Source organism: Comamonas sp. BIGb0152, from assembly GCF_024809975.1.
Classification (GTDB): domain Bacteria; phylum Pseudomonadota; class Gammaproteobacteria; order Burkholderiales; family Burkholderiaceae_C; genus Comamonas.
Genome location: NZ_JANUDY010000002.1, coordinates 233,175 through 254,443, shown reverse-complemented (window position 1 = coordinate 254,443; position 21,269 = coordinate 233,175). Strand labels below are relative to the sequence as shown.

The window sequence follows — 21,269 nt, the reverse complement described above, 5'->3', positions numbered from 1 at the left end:
AAACCAGCCGGGGGACAATCCAATCCCGTTGAGGCGGATTGCCAACCATGATGGCAGCGCTTAGCATCCAGCGATGGCAGCACTCGTTTTCTGGGGCGCGGTCATCGTGATCGTCATCTTCCTCAACCTCACCACGCGCGCAGAGCGCCGAGAGATGTGGTCCACTTTCTGGGTGGCCATCGTCTTGCTCGGCGCTTGCGGCTTCGTGTGGCAGTTCCTCCGCCAGGGCACTCTTAGCTCATAAGGTGGCCAGGCGTTTTGCGATTACATCCTTCTGGGCGGCGATCTCATCGAGCCGGCGGCGCTTGGCCTCCGCGCTCATGAGGCGGTCGCCCTCCACCTTCTTGGCATGCTGCGACAGCTCAGCCACCCGGGTCTTGGCAGCCTCCACTGGGATGCGCTTGGCCAAGGCCTCTGGGTTTGCTGCCCGAATCTTGGCCGCGCCTTCCACATCACCGCTTTTCACGGCGGCTTGGTAGGACGCCCACACCTGGCTGATCTCCCGGGCCTGGTCGTACATGGTGCTGACGTAGCGGCTGGAATTGGTCGGCAGGTTCTCCACGAAGTTGCCCGCCAGGAACACGTCCCGCATCTTCATTTCCGGACGATCCCCCCGGCCCATCATTGGCCGCAGCACGGTATCCGTCGCCGTGGTGAACACGGTGGACAGCCAGCCTGTGTATCCACGCATGAGGAAATCGATCTGCTTGGGGCTGAGTGCCGAGTAGTCGCCCTTGGCCAACTTCACCGGATCAGGCAGTCCCCAGGAGCCCAACAGCCGCGCCACTTCGGAGGTCCGGTCGCTGTAGCGGTCCTGCGGGCGCAGGCGCTCGTCAGCAAAACCCTCGATGGCCTTGCCGGAGAAACTGTCCTTGTTGGCGTAAACGTCCAGCAACGGCTTGACCGCCTGGGGCGTCGGGTCCATGGCAAAGGTGTTGAAGATCATGTCGCTCAGCCTTTCGCCAAAGCGCTTGCCCGTCATCTCCTTGCTCAGCATCAGCTCTGCCGTGCGCTCGGCCAGCGTGCCGATGGAGCCCACTTCGAAGGGTTTAGGGATGCGAAATGCCTGTTTGCCGATCTTGAACCACCAGTAGCTGTCGCGGTCCCAGTCGTCGCGCTTCTTCCAATCCTCGTCATCCTGGTAGGCCGCCATCAGGCCTAGGCTGGCCAGCGACACGGCGCCGGCAATCGCGCCAAAGCGCTTGGGATCTTCGGCGGCGGCCCGGCCCAGCTTGTACAAGCCCTGCATCCGAGCGTTCAAGAATGGCACCGTCTGGGTGAGGAAGCGCACCATCTCCCATTTGCCACTCATCGAAAAGTCCATCAGGTCGCGCGCCATGAACGAGGCCTCTGCATGGCTGTGGCCTTTGGCAATCAGGCGCTCGTACAGCGCTGCACGGTTGGCATTCTCGGTGCGGTCGCCAAATTCCTCGTAGGCCTCCCACAGGCTGGCCATCTGGCTCTTGAGCTTGCCGAACCCATCCTTGTCCAGCATGGTGCCGCCCAGCTTGTCGATCTTGCGGCGCAGCGCCCCGGTGTCTTCCTGCGTTCCGAACTTGATGATCCCGCCGGATGCCAGCATCGAGGCCTGCGTCTGGCTGTTCTTGTCCATGGCCTTCCAGCCTTGGGCAACGTTGGCGAACGGGTTGTACCCCAGGTCCGACTGGGCCATGGCAGACAGAGAGTCGCGGATCAAGTTGCGGATCTTGAACGTAGGATTGATCGTCACGCCCATGGTCAACAGCCGCTTGAACGGCGCTATGCCCTGGGCCAGTTTGCTCGGCGTGTAGTGCAGCGCGGATACAGCGTCCAGCAGGTATGGGTCTTCGATCATCCAGTGCTCGGTCACACCATCGCGCATCACCTTCACAGCGCCCTTGGTGTCGGCGGGCACCTGGTAGGCAATGCCCATGCCCTCGGCATCCTTCATCGTGGCCAGCGCGGCGCGGTTGCGCGCGGCAGCCGCGTACAGGTGGCTCCAGTTCAAAAGTGTGTTCTGCAGCAGGTCAGCGTTGATCTGTTGGGTGCCGCCCTTGAGCTTCTTGAAGGCCTGCTGGTTGATCAGCCCAGAGCTGAACTTGGCGCCCTTGATATCGCCATCTTCCATCAGCCGGTAGAACGGCACATAGGGCTGATCCTTCATCAGGTCCATGGCGGCCTGGTCGATCAGGCCAGATTCCTTGGCGATCTTGAGCCCTGCCTCGTTGAAGGCATTGAGCTCGCGCAGGGCCGCCGCGTAGGCCGGCATGCGCGGCGTGCCATCCTGGAACGATCCTGCGTTGAGGCTCTTCAATGCAGAGATGTCCTGGTCGGTGAGCAGATTCTCCTTGCCCTCGGCCTTGAGGCGCTCGGCGCGCTGGGCCGCCACCCACTGGAAGAAGCGGTCGTGCTCACCCTTGAGGCCGGCCAGCACCTTGGCAAAGCCGCCATCCTGGATGTTGACATCGGCCACGCCATCCTTGAGGAAGGGCTTGCCGTACAACAAGGCAGCCTCCACTGCCCCGTCGCTGCCCTTGGACAAGCGGGCCAGCATGTAAGCATGGGCGCTCACCTCCTTGAGCGGAGCGAACTGGTCGACCAGGCCCTGCCGCAGCTTGGTGCCCAGGTTCGAGCGCATCTCGTTGGCGCGCTCCGCCACCGTCTGCTTGGCCACGGCGCCGAAGGCCTTCTCTGCGGCCTGCTTCTGGGATGGGGTGTAGCTGTCGTTGATCGTGGCGGCGCCGGCGCGGCTGAACATGGGACCGGCAGGGCCATTCTTGCCATCCGCTGGCGTCGCCAATACACTGGCAGCGTTCCCGCCATCGCCTTGTGTGTTGGGATTTTGGGTGGCCGCGCCTGTTGCCGCACGAATCGTGGCGGGAGCTGAAGCCTCAGAATTGCGGCGTTCTACCTCTTGCGCTAAAATACGCACGTCCTCTGCAGAGTTGCCCAGGGTTACACCGTGGGGCGGCGCGAGGGTTGCTCGGGATCCAGCTTGCTGGTCATCCTGCCGACCCACTCCCCGCTGCAGGGGATTTTTTGCGTCCAGGCTTACCCCATCCTCGCGGGCAGCGGCCTCCAACCAAGCATCCCCGGGCAGATTTTCATTCAGCTCAACCGCTTCTATGGTGTACAGCGGATTCTGGCGATCCTCGCTCACGCTTTCCTTGACCGTCAGCTTCACCAGCTTGGTGCGGCCGTTGACATCTAGTGGGGCGAAGAACCGGTGAATGGCCCGAATGTTCGGGTCGCCGGCGCGGTCCGCCTTGCTCCACCCCAGAATTGCCCGTTCGAAAAGGCTGTCGGCATTTGCCACAGCCATGGCATGCGTGGCCGGCGTCTCGGATTTGCTCACGGCCTTGCCGCTCAACATTTTGTCCAGACTGTTGCGGGCAAGCACTGCCGTCATGCCAGTGGACGTGTTTGTAAGCTGGCTCCCCTGGAATTCCTTCACTGCTTGGCGCGCCTGCAGGAAGTTGGTAGCTGTGCGTAAGGGTGTAATTGAGCCATCGAGTTCACCAGCATGCTCTGGGTTCTCCCGCTGGGCAATGCCAAATGCCAGGTTCACCATGTCCTGCGCTTCGAACTGGCCGGGCTTGCCGGTGATCTTGGCCCACACCTGGCGCAGCGCGGCGCGCACCTGGCCGAGCCAGCGGGCGACGGTGCCCGGCTTGGCCAACAGATTGGGGCGCACGCCCATCTCCAGCGCCACCTGCACTGCATAGGGGAACAGCTCCTGCGACGAATACTGCTGCTGTTGAGCACCGTCGGGCATGGAAGACTGCACGCGGGCTTGCGCTTCGCTGTACACCCGTTGCTCCATACTGCCCTCTGCCGAGCTGGCCCAGCCACCAATCATCCCGTGCAGCTGCTGCCAGCCCTCGGCGCCGAGCACCGCCTCGCCGTGCTTGTGCATGAGTTCGTGCGCAACGACGCCCGCCTCCTGGCCGCGCTGGATGTGATCGGCGATCAGGAACACCGTCTTGGTCTTGGGGTCGTAGAAACCCTGGGCGCGGCCAGTGTCCCCCGCTGCCTCCATGGCCACCGGCCCAATCAAAGGTTCCCAGTTCTGGCGGATCTCTGCGGAGGTGGCCACCACCACGCGGCCCAGGCGGTTGGGCAGAGTGCCCAGGCCCCCGACCAGGTCACGTACTGCAGCGCGCACGGTGTCCACGGTGGCCGGCATCTTGATGCGCATGATTGCGGCGGCCAGCTCTGGCGTCATGGCAGGTGCGCCACGGCTGAACTGGGCGGCCTCCGCCTCCGAGGTCGTCCGGCTGCCAGCAGATTCGCCGGCGCCACTTCGTTCGGTTGTAGCGCCTTCTGATACCTGGGTGCTGGGGAACTCGGCCACCTGGGCAAGGGCTTCCCGGATTGGAGCCTGCAGGCGGACCACCTTCACCGGCTCGCCGTTGGCGCGCTTGGCCAACCATTGGTGGTGCCCGTCCACAACGTAGCCATCAGACGACACCAAGATGGAGCGGTCGCCACCGATGAAGCTGCGCGCGGCATCCACTTTGCGCTGCGAGAACTCTGCCTGGGTAGGTTTGAGATCATTGGCCGGCATCTCTGCAGCCTTGCTGTCGATGCCTCGCGCCTTCAAGAAATTGACCAAGGCGCCACGGTGGGAAGCTTTGATCTGCGGCATCTCTGCGCGCGGAATACCCAGAGTGCCAGTATCTGGAGCAAATGCGCTCCACTCACCGTCAATCTGGCCAGCCGCGAGATCCGCGCCAGTCTGCGCCACGCCGGCACGCTTCGCATCCGCTGCATCGACCTCCGCCACTACTTGGGCCAGGCGCTTGCCGCGCGTCTCGATCCCAAGCGCGCGCGCCGCCGGCGCTGCTCGCAGCATGCTGGTGCGCCAGTTTTCTGGCCGGGCCTGCGGCTGTGGCGCAGCGGCTACCGCTTGGGCAGCAGGCGCAACTGTCGGCGTTCCAAGGTTCTGAGGCGCAGCGCCGCCATCGGTCAGCCCTGCGGTCGCTGGTTGGACTGCTTGCGCTCCTGCTGCTTGCGGGCGTTGCGCTGGGACTTGCTGGGCTTGATCGGTTTGCGGGACAAGGGCTGCTCCTACGGGTTGAGAAACTGGCGCAGGCCCATCGGCTTCCACGGGAAGGGCTCGGGCTGTGGGAATGGATTGGGCGGCTCGGGCCAGCGAGCCTTGGGTAGCTTGGGCATTTGCTGCTCCATCAACTGCAGTCACTGCGGCGCGGGAGAGTGGGCCGGCGGCAGGGTTCAGGCCCATGCGCTCGGACATTGGCCGCTCAGGGATCAAGGACTCCATGGCCGCGTTATCCGCGTTCATGTCGGCCGGGCGGCGCGGCGCCGATGGCAGCGGTGCAACCTCACCTGCTCCCTTGAAGCCCATGTAGGCGTCGGTCATGCGGCGCACGCGCGCCACCTCGCCCGGCTGCAATGGGTCTTCGCCAATGCGCACCAGGGAATCATTCAAACGGGACAGCACCTGCAGGGAGTTGTCGGCACCGGTGTCCAGGACGTTCTGCAGGCCGGTGAGCACGCGGCCGGTGCGCACACGCGCATCCACCGCTGCGACGGCGGCATCCTGGCCGGCCTGGTCGAACTCTGCCTGCAACTGCTGGCCAATGGCGTCTGCCGCCTGCGCCGGCGCAACTGCTGCCGTATCTGGCGCGGCCTCAGTCTGTACGTGCTGCTGCAGCCAGGCGTCTTCCATGGCGCTCCGCACCGTGTCTACCGTCTCTTGTGAGCTGAATGGCGTGCCGCTGCGCACCGCCTGCTGCACCTCGGCCAGGTAGTCGGGGCGCTCTGTCTGGTTGCCATCCTCGCCATAGTTCTCCCACCAGCGGCGTGCCTGTTGCGCTTGGGGGTCATTGACCTCGGTGAACTGCTGGCCCGCTAGGCGCAGACGCTCCTGCTCACGCTGGTCTTCCGGCAGGTTGGCCAAGTAGCTTTCAACCTCACCGCGTCGGCCCACGCTGCCATCGGGGAAGGACACCATCTGATCAGGTGGTGCATTGCCCAGCATCAGGGGTGATGGCTGGTTCTGTGCGTTTTCGGCAAGGCCATTGGCGCTGGCTGCCGCATCCCGGGCCAGGTCGTTGGCATGCTCGCCTTCCGTCCGGCGGCCGCGAATGTTGGCACCCGCGCCCATGACGCCACCGGCGATGGCGCCTTCCACGCCAGCGCGCGCCACACCATCCCAGATGTCTTTGCCCTCGGCATAGTTCTGCCACATCTGCTCCTGGGTGGACTGGGGCAGTTCTTGCAGCACGGACTCGGACACCATGCCGCCAGCAACGCGCCCGGCCAAAGACTTGGCGCCGCCCTCTGCCAGCCGCCCCTTGCCAGCGTTGACGATGGCAGTTTCTGCAGTTTCCAGCCCAAGCTTGTTGGCCACCCGGCCGCCGATGGCGCCCAGCGCACCGGTGCCTACACCAGCCCCAAGGGAGGCCAGCGCATTCTTTTGTTGGTCGTCGCCCTGGTATTGCGCCATCTGCTGCCCAGCGGTGATGGCACCTTCACCGGCGCCGGCGGCAATCGGCACGGCCAACTTTTGGCCCACGGCGTGCTCCAGATACCCCGGCACAGCTGCGCGCGCGGCAGTTGCGGCGCCGCCAGCGACATTGCCGGCAGCCGCTGCCGCGCCGGCGCCCATCAGCGCGCGACCGACCAGGCCGCCAGCCACCATGCCCGGCAGGGACTCGGCCACCTGGCCAGCCGTGTAGCCAGGGTTCTGCAGGTAGGCCTTGGCAATGGTGCCCACATCGCCTTGCTCCCAGGCTTCGTCTACTGCCTTGCGGCCCTGCTCGTGCCCAGCGGAGAACTTAGTTTCGTCAGCCCACTTACCAGGCTGGAATCCCGTGACCTTGCCGATGGCATCAGCTGCAGCCGTCACTGGGCGCGCTCCGCTGACAGCAGCAATCGGGATGTCTGCCAAGCCAGCGGCCATGCCTGGAAGGCGCTGAACGCCCACCTTTACGGACTTGGCTAGGTCGGAGGCTAGGCCGCCGTCCTTCTCGCCGTCAAGCTTTCCATCGAAGGCCTTGAGTCCGGATGGCGGCGCAGGGTTTGCATCGAGTTGACCAGAAAAGGGTTGGAGGTTTGCAGTTGCCATGCCCCAGTGTCACCACCGGTGCCATAAGCGTCCAACCCCAGAGGGGGTGAGGAATCAGTGCACTGGTGCGGCCTTCAATGCGCTGAAGGTGACGCAGTTCTGATAGCCTTCAGCTCCAACCGATAAACGATCAAAACATTTAGAACAATGAATCTGGAGTTCAAGCGACTTACCGAAGTCGATTTGCAGGAAATTATCGCGCTCAACAATCATCCTGAGGTGCTGCGTCAAATGCCCCTTGGCAGCCCCGACTATGACGAGGTGAAGGCTAAGGAATGGATAAAAGCCAAAGATGCCCAGTGGGCCGAACACGGCTATGGCCCGTGGGCATTCTTCATAGACGATGAATTTGCGGGCTGGGGAGGATTGCAAAACGAAGATGGCGATGCCGACCTGGCACTAGTGCTTCATCCGCGATTCTGGGGAAGCGGCAAAGCCATCTATGAAGAGATCATCAAACGCGCATTCACGAGCATGGGGCTGAAGTCCATCACCATTCTTCTCCCCTTCTCACGAACTAGACTCAAGGGCATTGCTCGACTTGGATTTCAGGCAGATGGCGAGGTGGAGTTTGATGGCGTGCGCTTCAAGCGCTTTCGGCTACCTGGACCAGCTAAACGCGTTTGACCTCATGCGCCGAAGGAAATCAAACTGATCTTGAAGCCCTCTTCGGAGGGCTTTTTCACGAACATTCGTTACATCTTCGTAAGAATTATGTTGCGTAAACAACTAAAGTGCAGGCAATGTAAGTTTGGGTCAGTTCCAATTTGTATTATGCCGTCGCATGAATCGGAAGACCCACGAGACTCAAGATCAAGAAGACGAAGCACTGAAGGAAATTTTGCCCGCTGCCCTTTGGAGGGTTCTGGGCAGGAACGGGATTACGACGCTCAAGCAAGCGCAGCAGAGCTACCCTGAACAACTTCTGCAGATGCCTGATATTGGCCCTATCACCTTCAGAAAGATTGAGGAGCTACTGTTTCCTGGTCAGTACTACGTGCCGACTTTTGGCGATGAGTTGGATAGTGACGCGCTTGATGGTAAATCGAAGTATCGCCCGTTTCTTAAGCGCGTCATCGTAGATCTGAAACGGTATGACGACCAGTCTGCACAAGATTCCAAAACCTAGAATTCGGTTCTGGGGCATGCGTATGATGGCGACAGCATGCATGACCTCCTCGCACTACAACCCGAAACACCGCTGGGCGACCTACTCCCACCCCGAGTGAAGCTCGTTCTTGAAAAGAATGGGATCCATACAGTTGAAGATGTGCGAAGGGCCTACCCCAATCGATTACTGAAGATGCGTGGCATCGGCATGCTCAGGTTCAAGCAGATTGAGGTAGTTCTCTTTCCCGGCGCGTCATTCACGCCAGAGCGAGTCTCCTCGCCCATACGTCACATCGAAGGCTCATCTCTCAACGGCGTTCTGTCACCAGGGACGGTTCGAATCTTGGCTGGCGGCGGGGTCACGACAGTCGAGAAGCTAGTCGCAATGGAACCCGAACAGCTGTTGAAAATTCATGGCCTCGGCGTGGGGAAGCTCCGGGAGATCGAGCGCGTGTACTTGATGGGGCAGAAGCGCGAGGCGTAGGGTGACGGATGGATCTTTTGACAGGCGCCCGCCCTCACCCGAGGGCTTTTTCCCACTCGCCTAGTTGATGATGTCCGGAACTTGGACGCCATCCACCCCACCCAGCAACCCGCAGACGCAGGCTTTTTTGCGTCTTGCCGCATATGCACGCGGGCTTTCCCTATCACTAGTTTCAGTTATTGACACCTTGAAACATTTCGATGACATTTGGCGGCTGATTGTTAGTAACTCTGCCTATAGGCCAAATGATGAACTTATTCAAACACGCAGATCTTCCGCGCTCACCCCGAGGCAACAAGCTCTCCAAGTGGATCAGTCTCATGGGAATGTCTCTGTTCGCTCTAGGGTCTGCACATGCAGGGAACATTGCCTATTGGTCAGATGCCTATTCTGACTTCCCCGCTCCAGCGGTTGCGGCCGCCAATACAGTGACTAATGTGTCGGCATCAGACATCGATGCGGGGGCACTTCAAAGCTACGACGTGTTGATCGTAGGTCACATCTACTCAAATACCGCCACCACCTGCACCCAAGTGTCTGAATTTTTGGCTGCCGGAAAGGGCATGATTTCTGAGTGGAACGCAGCAACCCTTTTATTCCAACCAGCTCCTGATGCTAGTGCTCCAGTGAGCACTCCATGCAATTTATTTGCAGGGACCGCATCAGGAGGCGATCCCGACTTTGGCACTAACTTACCACTTCAAATTGTTGATGCAGCAAGCCCTCTAGTGGCAGGACTTCCCAATCCATTCTCAATGGCTGGGGGAAGTGAATTTGTATACCAGCTCACGGGCATAGGTGCAGAGTGGTCTGTGGCTGCAACTTTTGATGGTGCTGGGACAATTTACCCTGCTGTTATATCTGCGGCCCCAGTAACTGGCGGATGCATCGCACTCTCTCCATTCGACTATTTCGATGCTGGTTTTGAAGGAGGAACTGCTCTCTCCAACATGGAAATTTTGATGGGGAACATGGTGAATTGGGTGGCAAGAGGATCCAACGGTTGCGGCGCGGTGCCACCGCCTGCTTTGGCAGACGATGCGGTAACCGCATCGCGCTCACAGCCCACTACCATCAATGTGATCAGCAATGATGAGGCAGGCGTAACGCTTGACACTACCTACACCCTCGCCCTTTCTGATCCTGCAGCCGGCGCCCTCACCTACTCTGGTAGTCAAATTGTGTTCACCCCCACAAGCAGCTTCACGGCTCCAGTGACTTTCGTATACCAGGCATGCAACACAGCTTCGCTCTGTTCTACTGCCACAGTGACGATAACGCCACAAGCAATTGCACCAGTTGCACCAACGCCCGTACCCACCCTGGGTGGTGTTGGCCTGCTGCTCCTGTCCGGGGTAGTCGCCGGATCCATGGGCCTCATGCGCCGACGGAAATCGAACTGATCTGTGAGCCCTCTTCGGAGGGCTTTTTTACACCCGTTCTTTCCCTCTCGCTGTCAAGCGCTGCACCATCTATGATGCTGAGCATGCCCGACGAACAACAATCCGAAACGCCGCTAGGCGATCTGCTTCCAAGTTACGTCACTCGCGTCCTCGCGAAGAACGGCGTGCACAGCGTGGAAGGGGTCAAGAGAGCTTATCCGAATGAACTGCTAAAGATGCATGGCATAGCGATGCTCAGATTTCGGCAGATTGAGGCGGTCTTTTTCCCAGGTCAGACGTTCACGCCAGCACAGGTGTTGTCACCCCTGCGTCATATCAGTGGCGCCTCTCTCAACGAACCACTCTCCCCAGTAACGGTCCGCGCACTGGCTCGTGGCGGGATCACGAGCGTTGAACAGCTCCAAGCGATGAAGCCCAAGGACCTGCTGAAGATTCAAGGCCTGGGCGTGATAAAGCTTCGGGAGATCGAGCGCGTGTTCTTCTGACAGACAATGCCACTGCGAGCCTAGTGGCGCTCCGGAGCGGCACCACTGCGAGGTACTTTCCGCCAATGCCCGGCAGCGCCCCCTACCCTTTGAGCAGGATAGGTTATGCCAATCTGCGTTTATTGTTTTGCACGCGGTAGTTCAGCCCATACCATCATGCGGTAATGACGCTTGGTTCAGAACGACCCTGTGTGAAGTTTTCATCCCTATGAGCTCCAGTGAAGGCGCTGCTAAATGAAGCGGATAAAATACAGCGCGCTACACCGAAATTCCTTTGCCAAGCATGTTAATTCGTCTCGCCCGGCTCCAAGACGCTGGAGGTCTACCACTCGTAGAAAAATCGGCGGCAAAATTGTTCCTCGCCATGGAGGGTCTGTCCTGGTTGGCAAACGGACCTGTGATTTCACAGGCAGAACATGAAAGACTCATACGAAATCATACGGTCTGGGTTGCTGAAGCAGGACCAGACGACTTGATTGGGTTCATAAATGCCGAAGTTTTTGAGGATGAACTTCACGTATGGGAGTTGTCAGTACATGAGGCTTGGCAACGATTGGGAGTTGGTCGAAAGCTTATGCTGAGCGCGTCAGAATACGCTTTAATGAATGGACTAGATGCGTTGACTTTGACCACTTTTTCTGATGTTCCGTGGTGCGCTCCTGCATATTCCAAGTTGGGTTTTCGCCCGCTACCTCAGCCTGGACTACGCCTTCAGGCCGCCCTCAATGCAGAAGATGAACATGGATTGCCAATCGCCCGGCGCCTAGCGATGCGGCTGCAGATTGGGACGCCGTCAGACTAGAAATCGCCACGCAGGTTAGAGCGCCAGGTTCTGGCCAATAGTGACGATCGCAGTTCGACCCGAAGCAGCCATTTAAAGTTTTACAGATACGTACTCAGAACACGATTTCCTTTGTGCGCCTTGCATGCCAGAGATAGATAAATAAGATGGAAACAACCGCTATCCAAAGCGTCAAACTCGTAATCGTTAGTGCTACCGGACTTTCCAAAGATGCGCTGCATATTTATGTAGGCATTGCCATTTTTTTAGTGGCAAGGTTAGCGTTTCGCAAATACGCCAACATGTTCTTGCCTGTAGCAGTTGTAGTAGTTGCCGCTTGCATTGGAGAGTTGCTAGACATGCGGGATGACATCAATAGCCTAGGCTACTGGCGCTGGGCCGCAAGTCTGCACGATGTCGTGAACACTGCGTTTTGGCCATTCGTCCTATCTATTTTTATGCGCAGCACTCTGCCAAGTTCATCGAACTGAGATTCAAACCCAAGTGTCAGCTTCTGGTCGGTTGCGCCGGATGTTACCTTTTGGGACCTACGTTGTAGGCGGGGGTGGACACGATTTATGGACATGGTTGACCAAGTAATGAAGCAAAAGGGCGACACCCTCGACCTGCCCTTTGACCCAACTTAGCTCATAAGCCACCTCCGGGTGGCTTTTCTTTTGCCGGCGCTGTAGCATTCCAGAAGGAGGAAGTCATGACCATATAAGTTGATCCCTACCTCGAAATGTTCCGAGTGCAGGCTGAGCGCATGGATGAGCTGAGCATCCCCTGTGACCCAGATGCTGCTATGGCGCTTTTGGCTGTGTTCATGAGTGAGATCGAGGGGAGCATCTCCGAGGAAGAGATGTTCTCCCTGGCCGAGATCGGTGGCCACCTCTTCCGCGAAGGACTACGACGAAAGATGGAAGGTAACGCTAACTAGCCCTTCCCTAGCTGCATCTCAGCTCAGCATCAGGGTTAGTACCATCACTGCTTAAAAGACTGGGATAGTTATAAATTGTGTGTATAGTAAAAGGAGGTATACACATTAAACAATACTATCAGGAGATATAAATGACCAGTCGATGCAATTTTTTGAGCGGTGCACGTTTAATGGTTGGGGTTTCCGCAGCCATATCTTTTGGGCATGTATTTGCTGCAAACCAGTGCATAACCACAGCGGGCACGTACGGCGCGGTCACCATTACACAGTCAGCTGGATGCACAGAACCAGGATTTAACCCCCTCAACTATGAAGGCATGGATGGGTTTGGTCTGGGAACCGACATGGATAATACGGCCGGGGTGGCATGTACCATTGGGTTCGATCATCCAATACGTACGTCATCTATTACTATTGATATGAGTGGGCACAACCCTGGTGATGACACCTCGTTCACAACCAGCTCGGGCACTTACACGCCAATCTCCGCAGATCTGGACCCAACTCCATTGCCCACCAGCCCCTCAGCCACAGATCCTTTGGCCGTCTCGGGTAACTTGATTGTCACAAGCGGGTTCGGATCGGGTACTTTTCGCTTCACGAATGCACCTCCAGAGACAACAACGTCTCTTACGATAAATCATGCAAGTCAAGGATACGGTACTTTCTTTCGGGTTTGCTTAGACGATGCAGATGTGAGCCCGCCTGTGCTTGCCGACGACAGCTTCACGGTCTCCCGCAGTGCTCCGACTGCTTTGGACGTTTTGCCAAATGACGAAGCGGGTGTGACTCTTGACACGTCATATGCGTTGACACTCTCAAATGCTGCGGCAGGCGCCCTCGCCTACTCGGGTGGCCAGATTCAGTTCACGCCGACAGGCACCTTCACAGCACCTGCGACCTTCCAGTATCAAGCATGCAACGCAGCTTCAGTCTGCTCCATTGCCACCGTAACGCTTACTCCGCAAGCGATTGCGCCGTCTGCACCTACCCCAGTGCCAGGCTTAGGCGCCATCGGGCTGCTGGCTCTGACGCCAATGATTGGCTTGGCTGGCATAGCGGGCTTCTCCAGACGCCGCAAGCAATGACCAGTGACAGAGTGACAGAGTGACAGCCAACCGCCTCCGGGCGGTTTTTTGTTAGCCACTACATTCCTAGCGGCAGGCACCCTACCAACTTTTGCTAACAACAATTGGAGTTTACCCCATCACTAATTTCAGTGATTGACAAATTTTTACAACCGATAGAAAGTTGCTCTCGGACAACGCCCAATGTGACTGATTGTCAATCCTGACGCATCGGCATAAAGATTGTTCTACAAAAAAGTTAGTTTCCACCAAACTACGTTCACGGAACAATTAGGAAATTTATGCAAAAACAGTCACTTAGTCTTGGTTTGGCAACTGCAATGCTAATAGCGGCTGGGCCCTCATTTGCGGTTGAAAACGAAGTCATCATGGACTTCGCGGGTCAAGCGAACAACCTTCCTCTGTACACATCTGCGACAGGACTAGGGACCATGACGGTCAGCCCACCAGGTGTTGGAGGTTTCAGTGTGCCTTCAGGTCATACTGCATTTGTCACTACTCCGGGGGCGGGAGGCATAACTACGGTTTTTACGCCTTCCAGTACAGCCGTTCCAACTCGGATCGCGATTTATGATCAGCGTGCTTCGACTTATAGAAATATCACTGCAAAGTGTCTCAACCCGAACACCTTAGCCATTGAGCCGTGCGACTTTGGCAACACTGCGCTGTTCCCGCGCACTAACACTCCGCCAAGTGCAGCGCCCTACACGCAAGCGACCGTGTTCAACTGGTACGGAGATCCTTTCTATACTTTGCAGCCTTACACCCCCGGCTCCGGCAACATACAAAGCAACGGTGGCTATGTAACATTGCCGCCTTATGTACGAGAGATCACGGTCACTGCATACGGTGGTGGCAACGCTGACTTCTCTGGCACAGATATCTACATGGCTGATCCGCCAAGTGTCAGCAAAGCGTTCGCACCTGCAGCCCTAAATCCTGGCGGGCAGACCACCTTGACGATTTCTATCAAGAATCCGGGCCTCGGTGCACCTATTCCGGGTGTTTCAGTCATCGATTCACTGCCTACGCCGTTGAAGATCGTTAGCGCTTCGCATACCTGCACCGATGGATCATTGACGGCGGCGGCCGGCTCCACCAGCCTCTCATTGACAGGAGCCACACTGCCCACTGCCGGCTGTGAAATAACTGCAGTTCTTGAATGGCCTAACGATACCGCTAGCATTTCTGCCTGTGTTGCTACTCCCACGGTCACCAATCGCATCACGCCGCCAGCACAGTTCAGCACCGCAATCGGTCAACTCAACACAGAAGCCGTGGCAGATCTGAGCTGCTCTTACACACCCCCGGTTGTAAGCGTAGCCTGCACGCCTTCCGAGCTGTTTGATTCGCCAAATCAACAGTCGGTCTGCACGATTACATCCAGCACGCCGGCCGGTTCTTCTGGCTTGAATGTGAATCTCACGCCACCAGCCGCCAATACTCGCTACACCTCTGACTGTTCCACATCAGTCACGATACCTGCAGCACAGACATCAGCACAGTGCATGATCACTGCGACAGCCAACACTGTCGCTGGCGACGGAGATGTGACAGCAACTCTGGCTATCGCAGCCCCAAGCAATACCAATGACTACACAATTGGAGTGACACCTGCTCAGGTGGTCATCAAGAATGATGATGAATCCGGCGGAACTACCGCTAAAGCCGTGCCGACCCTTGGCGATTGGTCGTTGATCCTAATGGGTTCAATGATCGCATTGCTGGGTGTGGCGCGCCTTGGCAGACGCGAAATCTAAATCTCAGCAAACCGCCTCCGGGCGGTTTTTTGTTGCCTGGGTTCAGCGCTGCACCAGCCTCCACCCTCCCGGCACCTCGACAGCCCTCATGCGCAGTCTGCTGGCCTCCAGGTTGGCCCCGGTCTTGTTGGTGTAGTTCGGGCACTCGGTTTGCGTGGCTTGTTTCATGACGTTGATTGCGGACACGGGAGTTAGCCTCCGATGAAACGATTGCCTTGCGCGTCTTCGTACACAGGCTTGCCACCCGAGGTTCCGATCTGTTTGTTCATGCCCGCTGGAAGGTTGCCAGCCTGACCCGGCTGCTGCACCCACTGCCCAGTCTGCCGGTTGAACACAGTCGATGGCGTGCTGTAGGCCCGGCCGCTGGCAGCATCCACCTGTTGGCCGCCTGGCACAACCAGGTAAGGATCTGCCTGGGTCTGCTTGCCTTCCATGGCCATCATCGTGTCGGTCAGCGCGCGACGCTTAGCTGGATCCGTCTCGGTCATGATGCGTTCGCGCATCTGCTCGGCTTGGCCAGCGGCACGGTTGGCGTAGCCTGCAGTAACACCAGCTTGGTTGATCCTCTGCTGATCCAGTAGAGCCTGTACACCACCACGGAAATCGGAACCCCGCTGTTGCATGCCTTCGCGCTGCAGGTTGGAGTTGAGTTGATTGGTTTGACTATCGAGAACTGGCTGCACACCGCGCGCCGTGAGGTCTGCGCGCTGGGCATCTTGGTATGCGGTCTGCGCCACCGATGGCCCGCTGATGCGGCCGCGCCGAGAATCGAAGGAGCCGCCATTGTTCGTGATGGAGCTGGCCGATACTTCCAGGTTGCGCAGGTTGTTGCGTGATTCCCAGTCGTTACCGCTGTGCGAAACCTGGGGCGAGTTGAACTGGGGCACCTGGTCAGGAGGGCTTTGGGTGGCGGATCGCTGCAGCAGTGCGCCTACACCTCCCACAAAACCGCCCGAAGGCGTGCCGCCATTGATGGAGATGTCGCCGCCCACGTTCGTGCCGCTGTAGCTGTTTCCAACTCGGGTGACCAATCCTGTCATGGAAGGACCAGCGGGTAGCGCCGCCTGCACTGACTGCGCGGCAGGAGCCGCCGCCATGGCTTGTGGCTGGGGCGGCGTGGCCGGAGAGCTTGCTGCCGGGTTCGAAACGGGATTGGTTACAGGTGCCGTGCTGCTAGCCCCTGCGCCGGAAGACAACGCAGCAGCACCGCCCACCACCGGTGCGTATGGGCCTGCCGCCTGAGCTGCTCGGCCAGCAAAAGACACAGCAGGAGCCGCAGCTCCCATCGCACGGCCAGCCAACACAGCACCAACACCTACCGCGCCAGGTACTGCTGCGGCTCCAGGAAGAGCGTTCAGCGTATTCGTCACGTTCCGGCCAAGCTCGCTGTTCATGGGGTTGTTCAGCGAGCCATCGGACATGGGGGTGCGTTTGTCGTAATCGGTTGGGATCATCCGCACGGATGGGTTCTGCGATGCTGCTGCAGCGTCACCAAAGCTATTCGCCTTCCTCAGCTCATCCTCTGGTGCACCGCCTTGAGCAAAGAACATCTCAGGCTTGAACCCCAAGGGAACCATTGCACCAGCGTTGCTGGGTGTGTGGGTGCGGTCAACTGCGCTCTGCAGCACAGCCTTGCCACCCAGCGCGTGCACAGTGTCCGGTGGCAATACAAATTCACCCGGCTTAAACATTCCTGGGATAGAGTCAGGCTGCTGATTCTGGTGCTGCGCCATAGCAGCGCCGCTGAGCAAAGGGCCTACACCCAGTCCAACGGGTCGCGCCTGCTTCTTGTCTTGGTTTGGGTTGGCCATCTTGGCTCCAGTAAATTAGAAGGTCTGTACGACGGTGGTTTGCACTTCATCACCTCGGGTGCTGCGTCGCAGGTCCACATCAGGACGCAAACCGAAATAGCCCTCAAAGGCGAGGTATGCGGCCTGCGACCTGGCTGCATCGAACAGATCTGAATCGGGCGTGCTGAATGCTTTGAACAGAGCCCACTGCACCAGCTTGATGTGGTGTGCCTCATGGATTTCCGGCTCATCTATGGGCGAACACATGTCCTTCATGGGTAGCCGGTAGGCTTCGATCCGCAACACCCCACCCTGAAAAGGCACAGGTACAAGGCGCACTGCGGTATCCGTCTGAATAAGCCAGCGCGGATCAGCAGTAGGAAGCTCCCGCCACTGGGGACACACGCGGTCAAGCTTTTCGCGCGTGACGATGTCCAAGCCACAAGGCGAATGTGTTGCTTCAGGGATGAACGCCTGGTGCACGATCTCGTAGACCTTGGGGTGCAGCCGATAGCTGGAGGTCCCCGCGTCCACTTTGATGCTGCAAAGGCCTAGGTTCGCGTCTTCAAGCAGGAGGCGCGCGCGGATGGAGGCCTCCCGTTCCGCCTCATTCAGCCAATCAATAATGTCGGCATCCGAGCACATAGGCGGATCGAGGAGATCCAATGCATCTCGCCGAAACCGTTTGATCAGCTGCTTGAGGTTCATGCTGCACCGTACTGGTCAACGAACTGGAGCACTCGCTCACGGGTGTTGTCGAGCGTCAGGTTCTTGGCGAGCACCTGGTTCCAGCGATCCTTGGCCAAGGTCTGCAGCTCAGGCTTTGTCATGGTCCGCACCTGATCCATCAGGCCAGCGCGCTCCAAGTCCTTCTGCGCCTGCTCGTCCTGCTGCTTTTGGGCGGCGGCCAGCAATGCAGCGGTGTCATCCTCCTGCTGTGGCGGCGTGTCGCTCTGCTCAGGCGTCTGCGCCTGCTCGTCCTGCTGCTCGTCGCCTTCACGCTCCTCACGGAACAGATCGCTGTGGCGCAGGAACTTGTCGGCTAAACGCGCCGGCAAGGAACGAACTTGGTTGGGCGCAAAAGTCAGTCCCGTCCCATAGAGGAGATCGGTGTAGCTTGGCTTGCGGCCAATGTATTGGACTGGTGTGTTCATGTGGATCCCCGTGGTTCGGGCAAGGGGCACACGGCCCCCTCCCCGTTTGCGACGCTTACTCAGCGCCCAGCAGTTCACCCTTGACCACCACATCCGCATAGGCTGCTTGAGCCACGGCAGCGTCGGTGATCGTGAGCACCAAGAAAGCATCCTTGGGCAGCGGCAGGAGCTTCTTCTTCAGCGGCACGGCAATTTCACCGGCGGCGCTGATGTCGATGGCCGTGCCGAAGTAAGCAGCATCCTGTGGCAGCGCGGTGCTATCCACGCCATCGGCGTAGGCAAAGCCCAGCGAGCATTTCACGCCAGCACCGAAAGCGGTGGACACGATGATCTTCACCGTGTCAGCCACCAGACCGGCTTGAAGCAGACCCACAGTGATCACGTCGTTTACCGCCAGCGCGGCCGTGGCATCGCGGGAGTTCAGCAGAATCCCAGTGGCACTGGTTTCCAGGGAATGGCGATGAACTGCTTCATTGCCGAAGGGTTTGTTACCGAAACGTGCTCGGCTCGAACCATCAATCTTGAGTTTGGCCATGTCAGGCTCCTTGGGAAATGTGTTGCGCGAGAAGGTAGGGCCGGGCTGATCCGGCTCCTGCCGCCCTACTTACTGGCGAGCGCCGATGATGGGCACCACGGCATCCACCACTGCTGCACCGTGGTCGGTAAATTCAATGCGGCCATCGCCCACATTGACGGCGAAGCGAATCTTGGACATGCCCAGGATCGCGCCGATCATGATTTCAAGCTTGTCATCGAAGTCGCTTGGCGCTTCCTTCCAGAAGTACGGCCAGCCGGAATGGCGGCTCTTGGCGTAAGCCTTAGCCAGGGCTTGACCGCCCAGCAGGATGTTGCGGTCCACAGCGAACTTGTCAGCGAACGATGCTGGAACTGTGGTCGTGCCTTCTGCCTCGCTGTCGTAGGCGGTGCAGTACTTGATTGCATCGCCGGCATAGAAGCGGACTGGCTTGGGCATCTTCACCAGCAGCGTGTTGCGCCACAGCGCCACTTCTGGGTTGGTGAACAGCGGGTGGTCCTTCGCGTAGCGCGCACGGGCCAGCGCATTGGCCTGATAGTTGCGGAAGTTGGGGTCCGCCGTGAACAGGTTGTAGGTGGCTGCGGAGCACAGCAGCACACGGAACGGGCTGTCCTTGGCGGCCTGGTCGCTCTCAAACTCGACAGGAGGTGGAGGTGCCACGATCTGGTCCAAGTACGAGGAGAGCGAGTCCACTACACCCATGCTCATGGCATCAGCCGTGGTCAGATCCACTTCACCGGCGTTGTCCTTGAACAGCGCGATGGTGCCGTTGTCCACCATGAAGTGGCGGTTCTTCGTGGGAGCCTCCACGCGGTTGGTCGCCACTTTGCCGAAGCGCGAATCGCTGGCCAGCGGGATACGCCACTCGATGTTGTTGTGAAAACCACGGGCACCAGCCATGTGAACCAGGGCCATCTGGTCCTCAAAGTTATCCATCGAACTTTGCAGCAGCGGCTTGCTGATGCGATGGATATCCACTGGACTGCGGATCTCATCCATCACGTCGCCCAGGTCCAGAGGGAAGCGAGCCTGGTTCACGCGCAGCTTATCTTCGGACAGCGAGACACCCTCGCCACGGCCCTCGGCCATCTCGCCGCCCATGATGGGGATGCCGCCGACAGGGTTGACGAAGTTGAACTTCACCTCGTCGCCCTTGCCTTTGCCCAGGTCCATGGTCTGGACGATGGGCATGGAGTTGCTCGACTGGTTAGAGATCGAGTTGGCAACGTCTTCGATCTGGGGCATCTTGCCCGTCAGACGGTTGATGTTGGACTTGCGCGACTGGGTGCCGATGAAGACCCCCATCGCCTGCTGGACAAGCTTTTTGCTGTCATCAGCAGAAGTGTGCGTTTTGCTCATATGTGAACCTCGATGAATCAGGATTTGCGGGAGAGGTAGGCGTTCAGCTGGCTCTCGGAGATGTCTCCGCTATTGACCGCGTTGAACAAGTCCACCTCATTCATGGCTCCCAGCCGCTCGGCCAAAGTGCCACCACCCGTTCGTCCGCCCGGGATATCGGTAGGACTGTTGGGCACTGGCGCCTTCAGCTGTTCCACCACCTTCTGCGCTGCCGCTTGGGTGGCCTTGGGCTGGGCTACTTCTGGACTCTTTTGCGTGTTGGCTGCTTTGTAGCTATCGAGCAACTCCACCACCTGCTTTGAGGAGCCCTTTTCGAGCACCTCTGCCATGGCGGTTTGCACGTAGCTCGGATGTGAGCCTTTCCACTCCGCGAACTCGGTGCTTTCCAGAATGCTGGGAGCTGCCGGGTGGGCTTGGAGAATGGCGCTCACATGCGCCGACTGAGCGTCCTGTTGGTGCTGCTGCAGGATCGGTGCGATTTCCGCACGCAACTCCTGCATCACCTCAACCTTCAGCTCAGCGCGCAGCTTTTCGCTGTTGCGGCGGGTCACCTCGACAATGCCTTTGGTGAGACCTTCTTCATCGAAGTCGCCGAAGACCGATGGGTCAACGCCGGCGTCGATAGCCGCCTGTGCCTGGTGAACCAGTTGATCCTGCTTGGTAGGTGCCTGGCCGGCAATGGCACGGGCTTGCGCCTCCTCTTCCATTTCAGCAAGCTGACGCTTCGCCTCCTCGGCCTCCGCCTTGAAGCTGTCGCGCTGTTGGCGCGCCTTTTCCAAGTGCGAGAAGTCGATGGTGTGCTTGCCATCCTTGGCCAGAATCACCGTGTTCGCAGGATCGGGCTGCAGTTCGGGTTGGGCTGGTGCTGCCTCCTTGCCAGCTTCATCCCCACCCGCCGCCTGATCACCTTCTGGCTTCTTCTCTGGTTCGCTACCATCAGCCGATGCGCCTGGCTTCGCATCGATTTCCTCGGTGGGGTCGACAGGGGCGGCCACCTTGGTATCGCCATTCATCCCAGTGTTGAACATCTGGGCGAGCTGTCCGGTAGAAAAGCCAGCGTCGTCGCCGGTTACCGCAATAGAGTCTGTATCGTTAGTTGATGTCGTCATGCTGTCCCGCCACATATCGCCGTGGCCGCTTGGGCCTTGCAATCCGGTGCCACCACGAGGGCGGCTCCATCTGCCTTTGGAGCAACAGGCCGAAACCTGGTGCACTTCACCTCATGCGACGCATGGGGCTTAATAGGCAGTGTTCCTGGGAAGACTGAATGGCGCGAACCCTAGACGGGGGATAAAACAAAACCGCCCA

The 21,269-nt window shown here is 58.8% G+C and carries 19 protein-coding genes; 11 read left to right on the top strand and 8 right to left on the bottom strand.

Translation table 11 applies throughout. From position 1 onward, the window contains the following. The first annotated feature begins 73 nt into the window (after window positions 1–73). Window positions 74–244 carry a hypothetical protein gene (locus M2375_RS04690; RefSeq protein ID WP_259164264.1) on the top strand — a complete coding sequence of 57 codons (171 nt, stop codon included), beginning with the start codon at window positions 74–76 and terminating at the stop codon, window positions 242–244. Here M2375_RS04690 and M2375_RS04685 read toward each other — a convergent pair. After that, window positions 239–6,853, bottom strand: coding sequence for an LPD38 domain-containing protein (locus M2375_RS04685; protein ID WP_259164263.1), 6,615 nt, complete (start codon window positions 6,851–6,853; stop codon window positions 239–241). The two genes, M2375_RS04690 and M2375_RS04685, sit on opposite strands and share 6 nt — an antisense overlap. A 366-nt stretch (window positions 6,854–7,219) precedes the next feature. On the opposite strand from M2375_RS04685, the gene M2375_RS04680 reads away from it, so the two are divergent. From M2375_RS04680 to M2375_RS04635, 10 genes are all read left to right on the top strand, one after another. Further along, window positions 7,220–7,699, top strand: coding sequence for a GNAT family N-acetyltransferase (locus M2375_RS04680; protein ID WP_259164262.1), 480 nt, complete (start codon window positions 7,220–7,222; stop codon window positions 7,697–7,699). Between the two features lie 157 nt (window positions 7,700–7,856). Beyond that, complete coding sequence (locus M2375_RS04675) at window positions 7,857–8,201, top strand: hypothetical protein (RefSeq protein WP_259164261.1); 345 nt, start codon at window positions 7,857–7,859, stop codon at window positions 8,199–8,201. Window positions 8,202–8,237: 36 nt separating this feature from the next. Continuing rightward, window positions 8,238–8,666, top strand: a complete 429-nt coding sequence (locus tag M2375_RS04670; RefSeq protein ID WP_259164260.1) for a helix-hairpin-helix domain-containing protein — start codon at window positions 8,238–8,240, stop codon at window positions 8,664–8,666. Between the two features lie 248 nt (window positions 8,667–8,914). After that, on the top strand, window positions 8,915–10,069 hold the full coding sequence (locus M2375_RS04665; protein ID WP_259164259.1) for an Ig-like domain-containing protein: 1,155 nt from the start codon (window positions 8,915–8,917) through the stop codon (window positions 10,067–10,069). Window positions 10,070–10,152: 83 nt separating this feature from the next. Next, a complete protein-coding gene (locus M2375_RS04660; protein ID WP_259164256.1) occupies window positions 10,153–10,554 on the top strand; it encodes a helix-hairpin-helix domain-containing protein in 402 nt (133 codons plus the stop codon). A gap of 283 nt (window positions 10,555–10,837) precedes the next feature. After that, entirely contained in the window at window positions 10,838–11,356 is a 519-nt protein-coding gene (locus M2375_RS04655; protein WP_259164254.1) for a GNAT family N-acetyltransferase, read from the top strand. Between the two features lie 146 nt (window positions 11,357–11,502). After that, the gene (locus M2375_RS04650) at window positions 11,503–11,826 is read left to right on the top strand and encodes a hypothetical protein (protein WP_259164252.1); all 324 of its coding nucleotides are present in this window, start codon (window positions 11,503–11,505) and stop codon (window positions 11,824–11,826) included. Between the two features lie 275 nt (window positions 11,827–12,101). Next, complete coding sequence (locus M2375_RS04645) at window positions 12,102–12,275, top strand: hypothetical protein (RefSeq protein WP_259164250.1); 174 nt, start codon at window positions 12,102–12,104, stop codon at window positions 12,273–12,275. Window positions 12,276–12,406: 131 nt separating this feature from the next. After that, entirely contained in the window at window positions 12,407–13,363 is a 957-nt protein-coding gene (locus M2375_RS04640) for an Ig-like domain-containing protein (RefSeq protein ID WP_259164248.1), read from the top strand. A gap of 281 nt (window positions 13,364–13,644) precedes the next feature. Then, a complete protein-coding gene (locus M2375_RS04635; RefSeq protein WP_259164246.1) occupies window positions 13,645–15,123 on the top strand; it encodes an IPTL-CTERM sorting domain-containing protein in 1,479 nt (492 codons plus the stop codon). A gap of 42 nt (window positions 15,124–15,165) precedes the next feature. Here the strand turns inward: M2375_RS04635 and M2375_RS04630 are convergent, their stop codons facing one another. The 7 genes from M2375_RS04630 to M2375_RS04600 form a co-directional block, all read right to left on the bottom strand. Further along, a complete protein-coding gene (locus M2375_RS04630; protein ID WP_259164245.1) occupies window positions 15,166–15,309 on the bottom strand; it encodes a hypothetical protein in 144 nt (47 codons plus the stop codon). 5 nt (window positions 15,310–15,314) lie between these two features. Further along, window positions 15,315–16,934, bottom strand: a complete 1,620-nt coding sequence (locus M2375_RS04625) for a hypothetical protein (protein WP_259164243.1) — start codon at window positions 16,932–16,934, stop codon at window positions 15,315–15,317. A 15-nt stretch (window positions 16,935–16,949) separates the two neighbouring features. Next, the gene (locus M2375_RS04620; protein ID WP_259164242.1) at window positions 16,950–17,621 is read right to left on the bottom strand and encodes a hypothetical protein; all 672 of its coding nucleotides are present in this window, start codon (window positions 17,619–17,621) and stop codon (window positions 16,950–16,952) included. Next, a complete protein-coding gene (locus tag M2375_RS04615; protein ID WP_259164240.1) occupies window positions 17,618–18,067 on the bottom strand; it encodes a hypothetical protein in 450 nt (149 codons plus the stop codon). Before M2375_RS04615 ends, M2375_RS04620 begins: the two co-directional genes overlap by 4 nt. A gap of 55 nt (window positions 18,068–18,122) precedes the next feature. Then, window positions 18,123–18,602, bottom strand: coding sequence for a hypothetical protein (locus tag M2375_RS04610; RefSeq protein WP_259164239.1), 480 nt, complete (start codon window positions 18,600–18,602; stop codon window positions 18,123–18,125). Between the two features lie 69 nt (window positions 18,603–18,671). After that, complete coding sequence (locus M2375_RS04605; RefSeq protein WP_259164237.1) at window positions 18,672–19,961, bottom strand: DUF4043 family protein; 1,290 nt, start codon at window positions 19,959–19,961, stop codon at window positions 18,672–18,674. A gap of 17 nt (window positions 19,962–19,978) precedes the next feature. Continuing rightward, window positions 19,979–21,070 (bottom strand): hypothetical protein, encoded by a 1,092-nt coding sequence (locus M2375_RS04600; RefSeq protein ID WP_259164236.1) that lies wholly within the window; start codon window positions 21,068–21,070, stop codon window positions 19,979–19,981. Window positions 21,071–21,269 lie beyond the last annotated feature (199 nt).

Coding starts and splice junctions, on each gene's coding strand:
- M2375_RS04690 (WP_259164264.1), top strand. CDS start 74: ATGGCAGCACTCGTTTTCTGGGGCGCGGTCATCGTGATCGTCATCTTC.
- M2375_RS04680 (WP_259164262.1), top strand. CDS start 7,220: ATGAATCTGGAGTTCAAGCGACTTACCGAAGTCGATTTGCAGGAAATT.
- M2375_RS04675 (WP_259164261.1), top strand. CDS start 7,857: ATGAATCGGAAGACCCACGAGACTCAAGATCAAGAAGACGAAGCACTG.
- M2375_RS04670 (WP_259164260.1), top strand. CDS start 8,238: ATGCATGACCTCCTCGCACTACAACCCGAAACACCGCTGGGCGACCTA.
- M2375_RS04665 (WP_259164259.1), top strand. CDS start 8,915: ATGAACTTATTCAAACACGCAGATCTTCCGCGCTCACCCCGAGGCAAC.
- M2375_RS04660 (WP_259164256.1), top strand. CDS start 10,153: ATGCCCGACGAACAACAATCCGAAACGCCGCTAGGCGATCTGCTTCCA.
- M2375_RS04655 (WP_259164254.1), top strand. CDS start 10,838: ATGTTAATTCGTCTCGCCCGGCTCCAAGACGCTGGAGGTCTACCACTC.
- M2375_RS04650 (WP_259164252.1), top strand. CDS start 11,503: ATGGAAACAACCGCTATCCAAAGCGTCAAACTCGTAATCGTTAGTGCT.
- M2375_RS04645 (WP_259164250.1), top strand. CDS start 12,102: ATGGATGAGCTGAGCATCCCCTGTGACCCAGATGCTGCTATGGCGCTT.
- M2375_RS04640 (WP_259164248.1), top strand. CDS start 12,407: ATGACCAGTCGATGCAATTTTTTGAGCGGTGCACGTTTAATGGTTGGG.
- M2375_RS04635 (WP_259164246.1), top strand. CDS start 13,645: ATGCAAAAACAGTCACTTAGTCTTGGTTTGGCAACTGCAATGCTAATA.
- M2375_RS04625 (WP_259164243.1), bottom strand. CDS start 16,934: ATGGCCAACCCAAACCAAGACAAGAAGCAGGCGCGACCCGTTGGACTG.
- M2375_RS04620 (WP_259164242.1), bottom strand. CDS start 17,621: ATGAACCTCAAGCAGCTGATCAAACGGTTTCGGCGAGATGCATTGGAT.
- M2375_RS04615 (WP_259164240.1), bottom strand. CDS start 18,067: ATGAACACACCAGTCCAATACATTGGCCGCAAGCCAAGCTACACCGAT.
- M2375_RS04610 (WP_259164239.1), bottom strand. CDS start 18,602: ATGGCCAAACTCAAGATTGATGGTTCGAGCCGAGCACGTTTCGGTAAC.
- M2375_RS04605 (WP_259164237.1), bottom strand. CDS start 19,961: ATGAGCAAAACGCACACTTCTGCTGATGACAGCAAAAAGCTTGTCCAG.
- M2375_RS04600 (WP_259164236.1), bottom strand. CDS start 21,070: ATGACGACATCAACTAACGATACAGACTCTATTGCGGTAACCGGCGAC.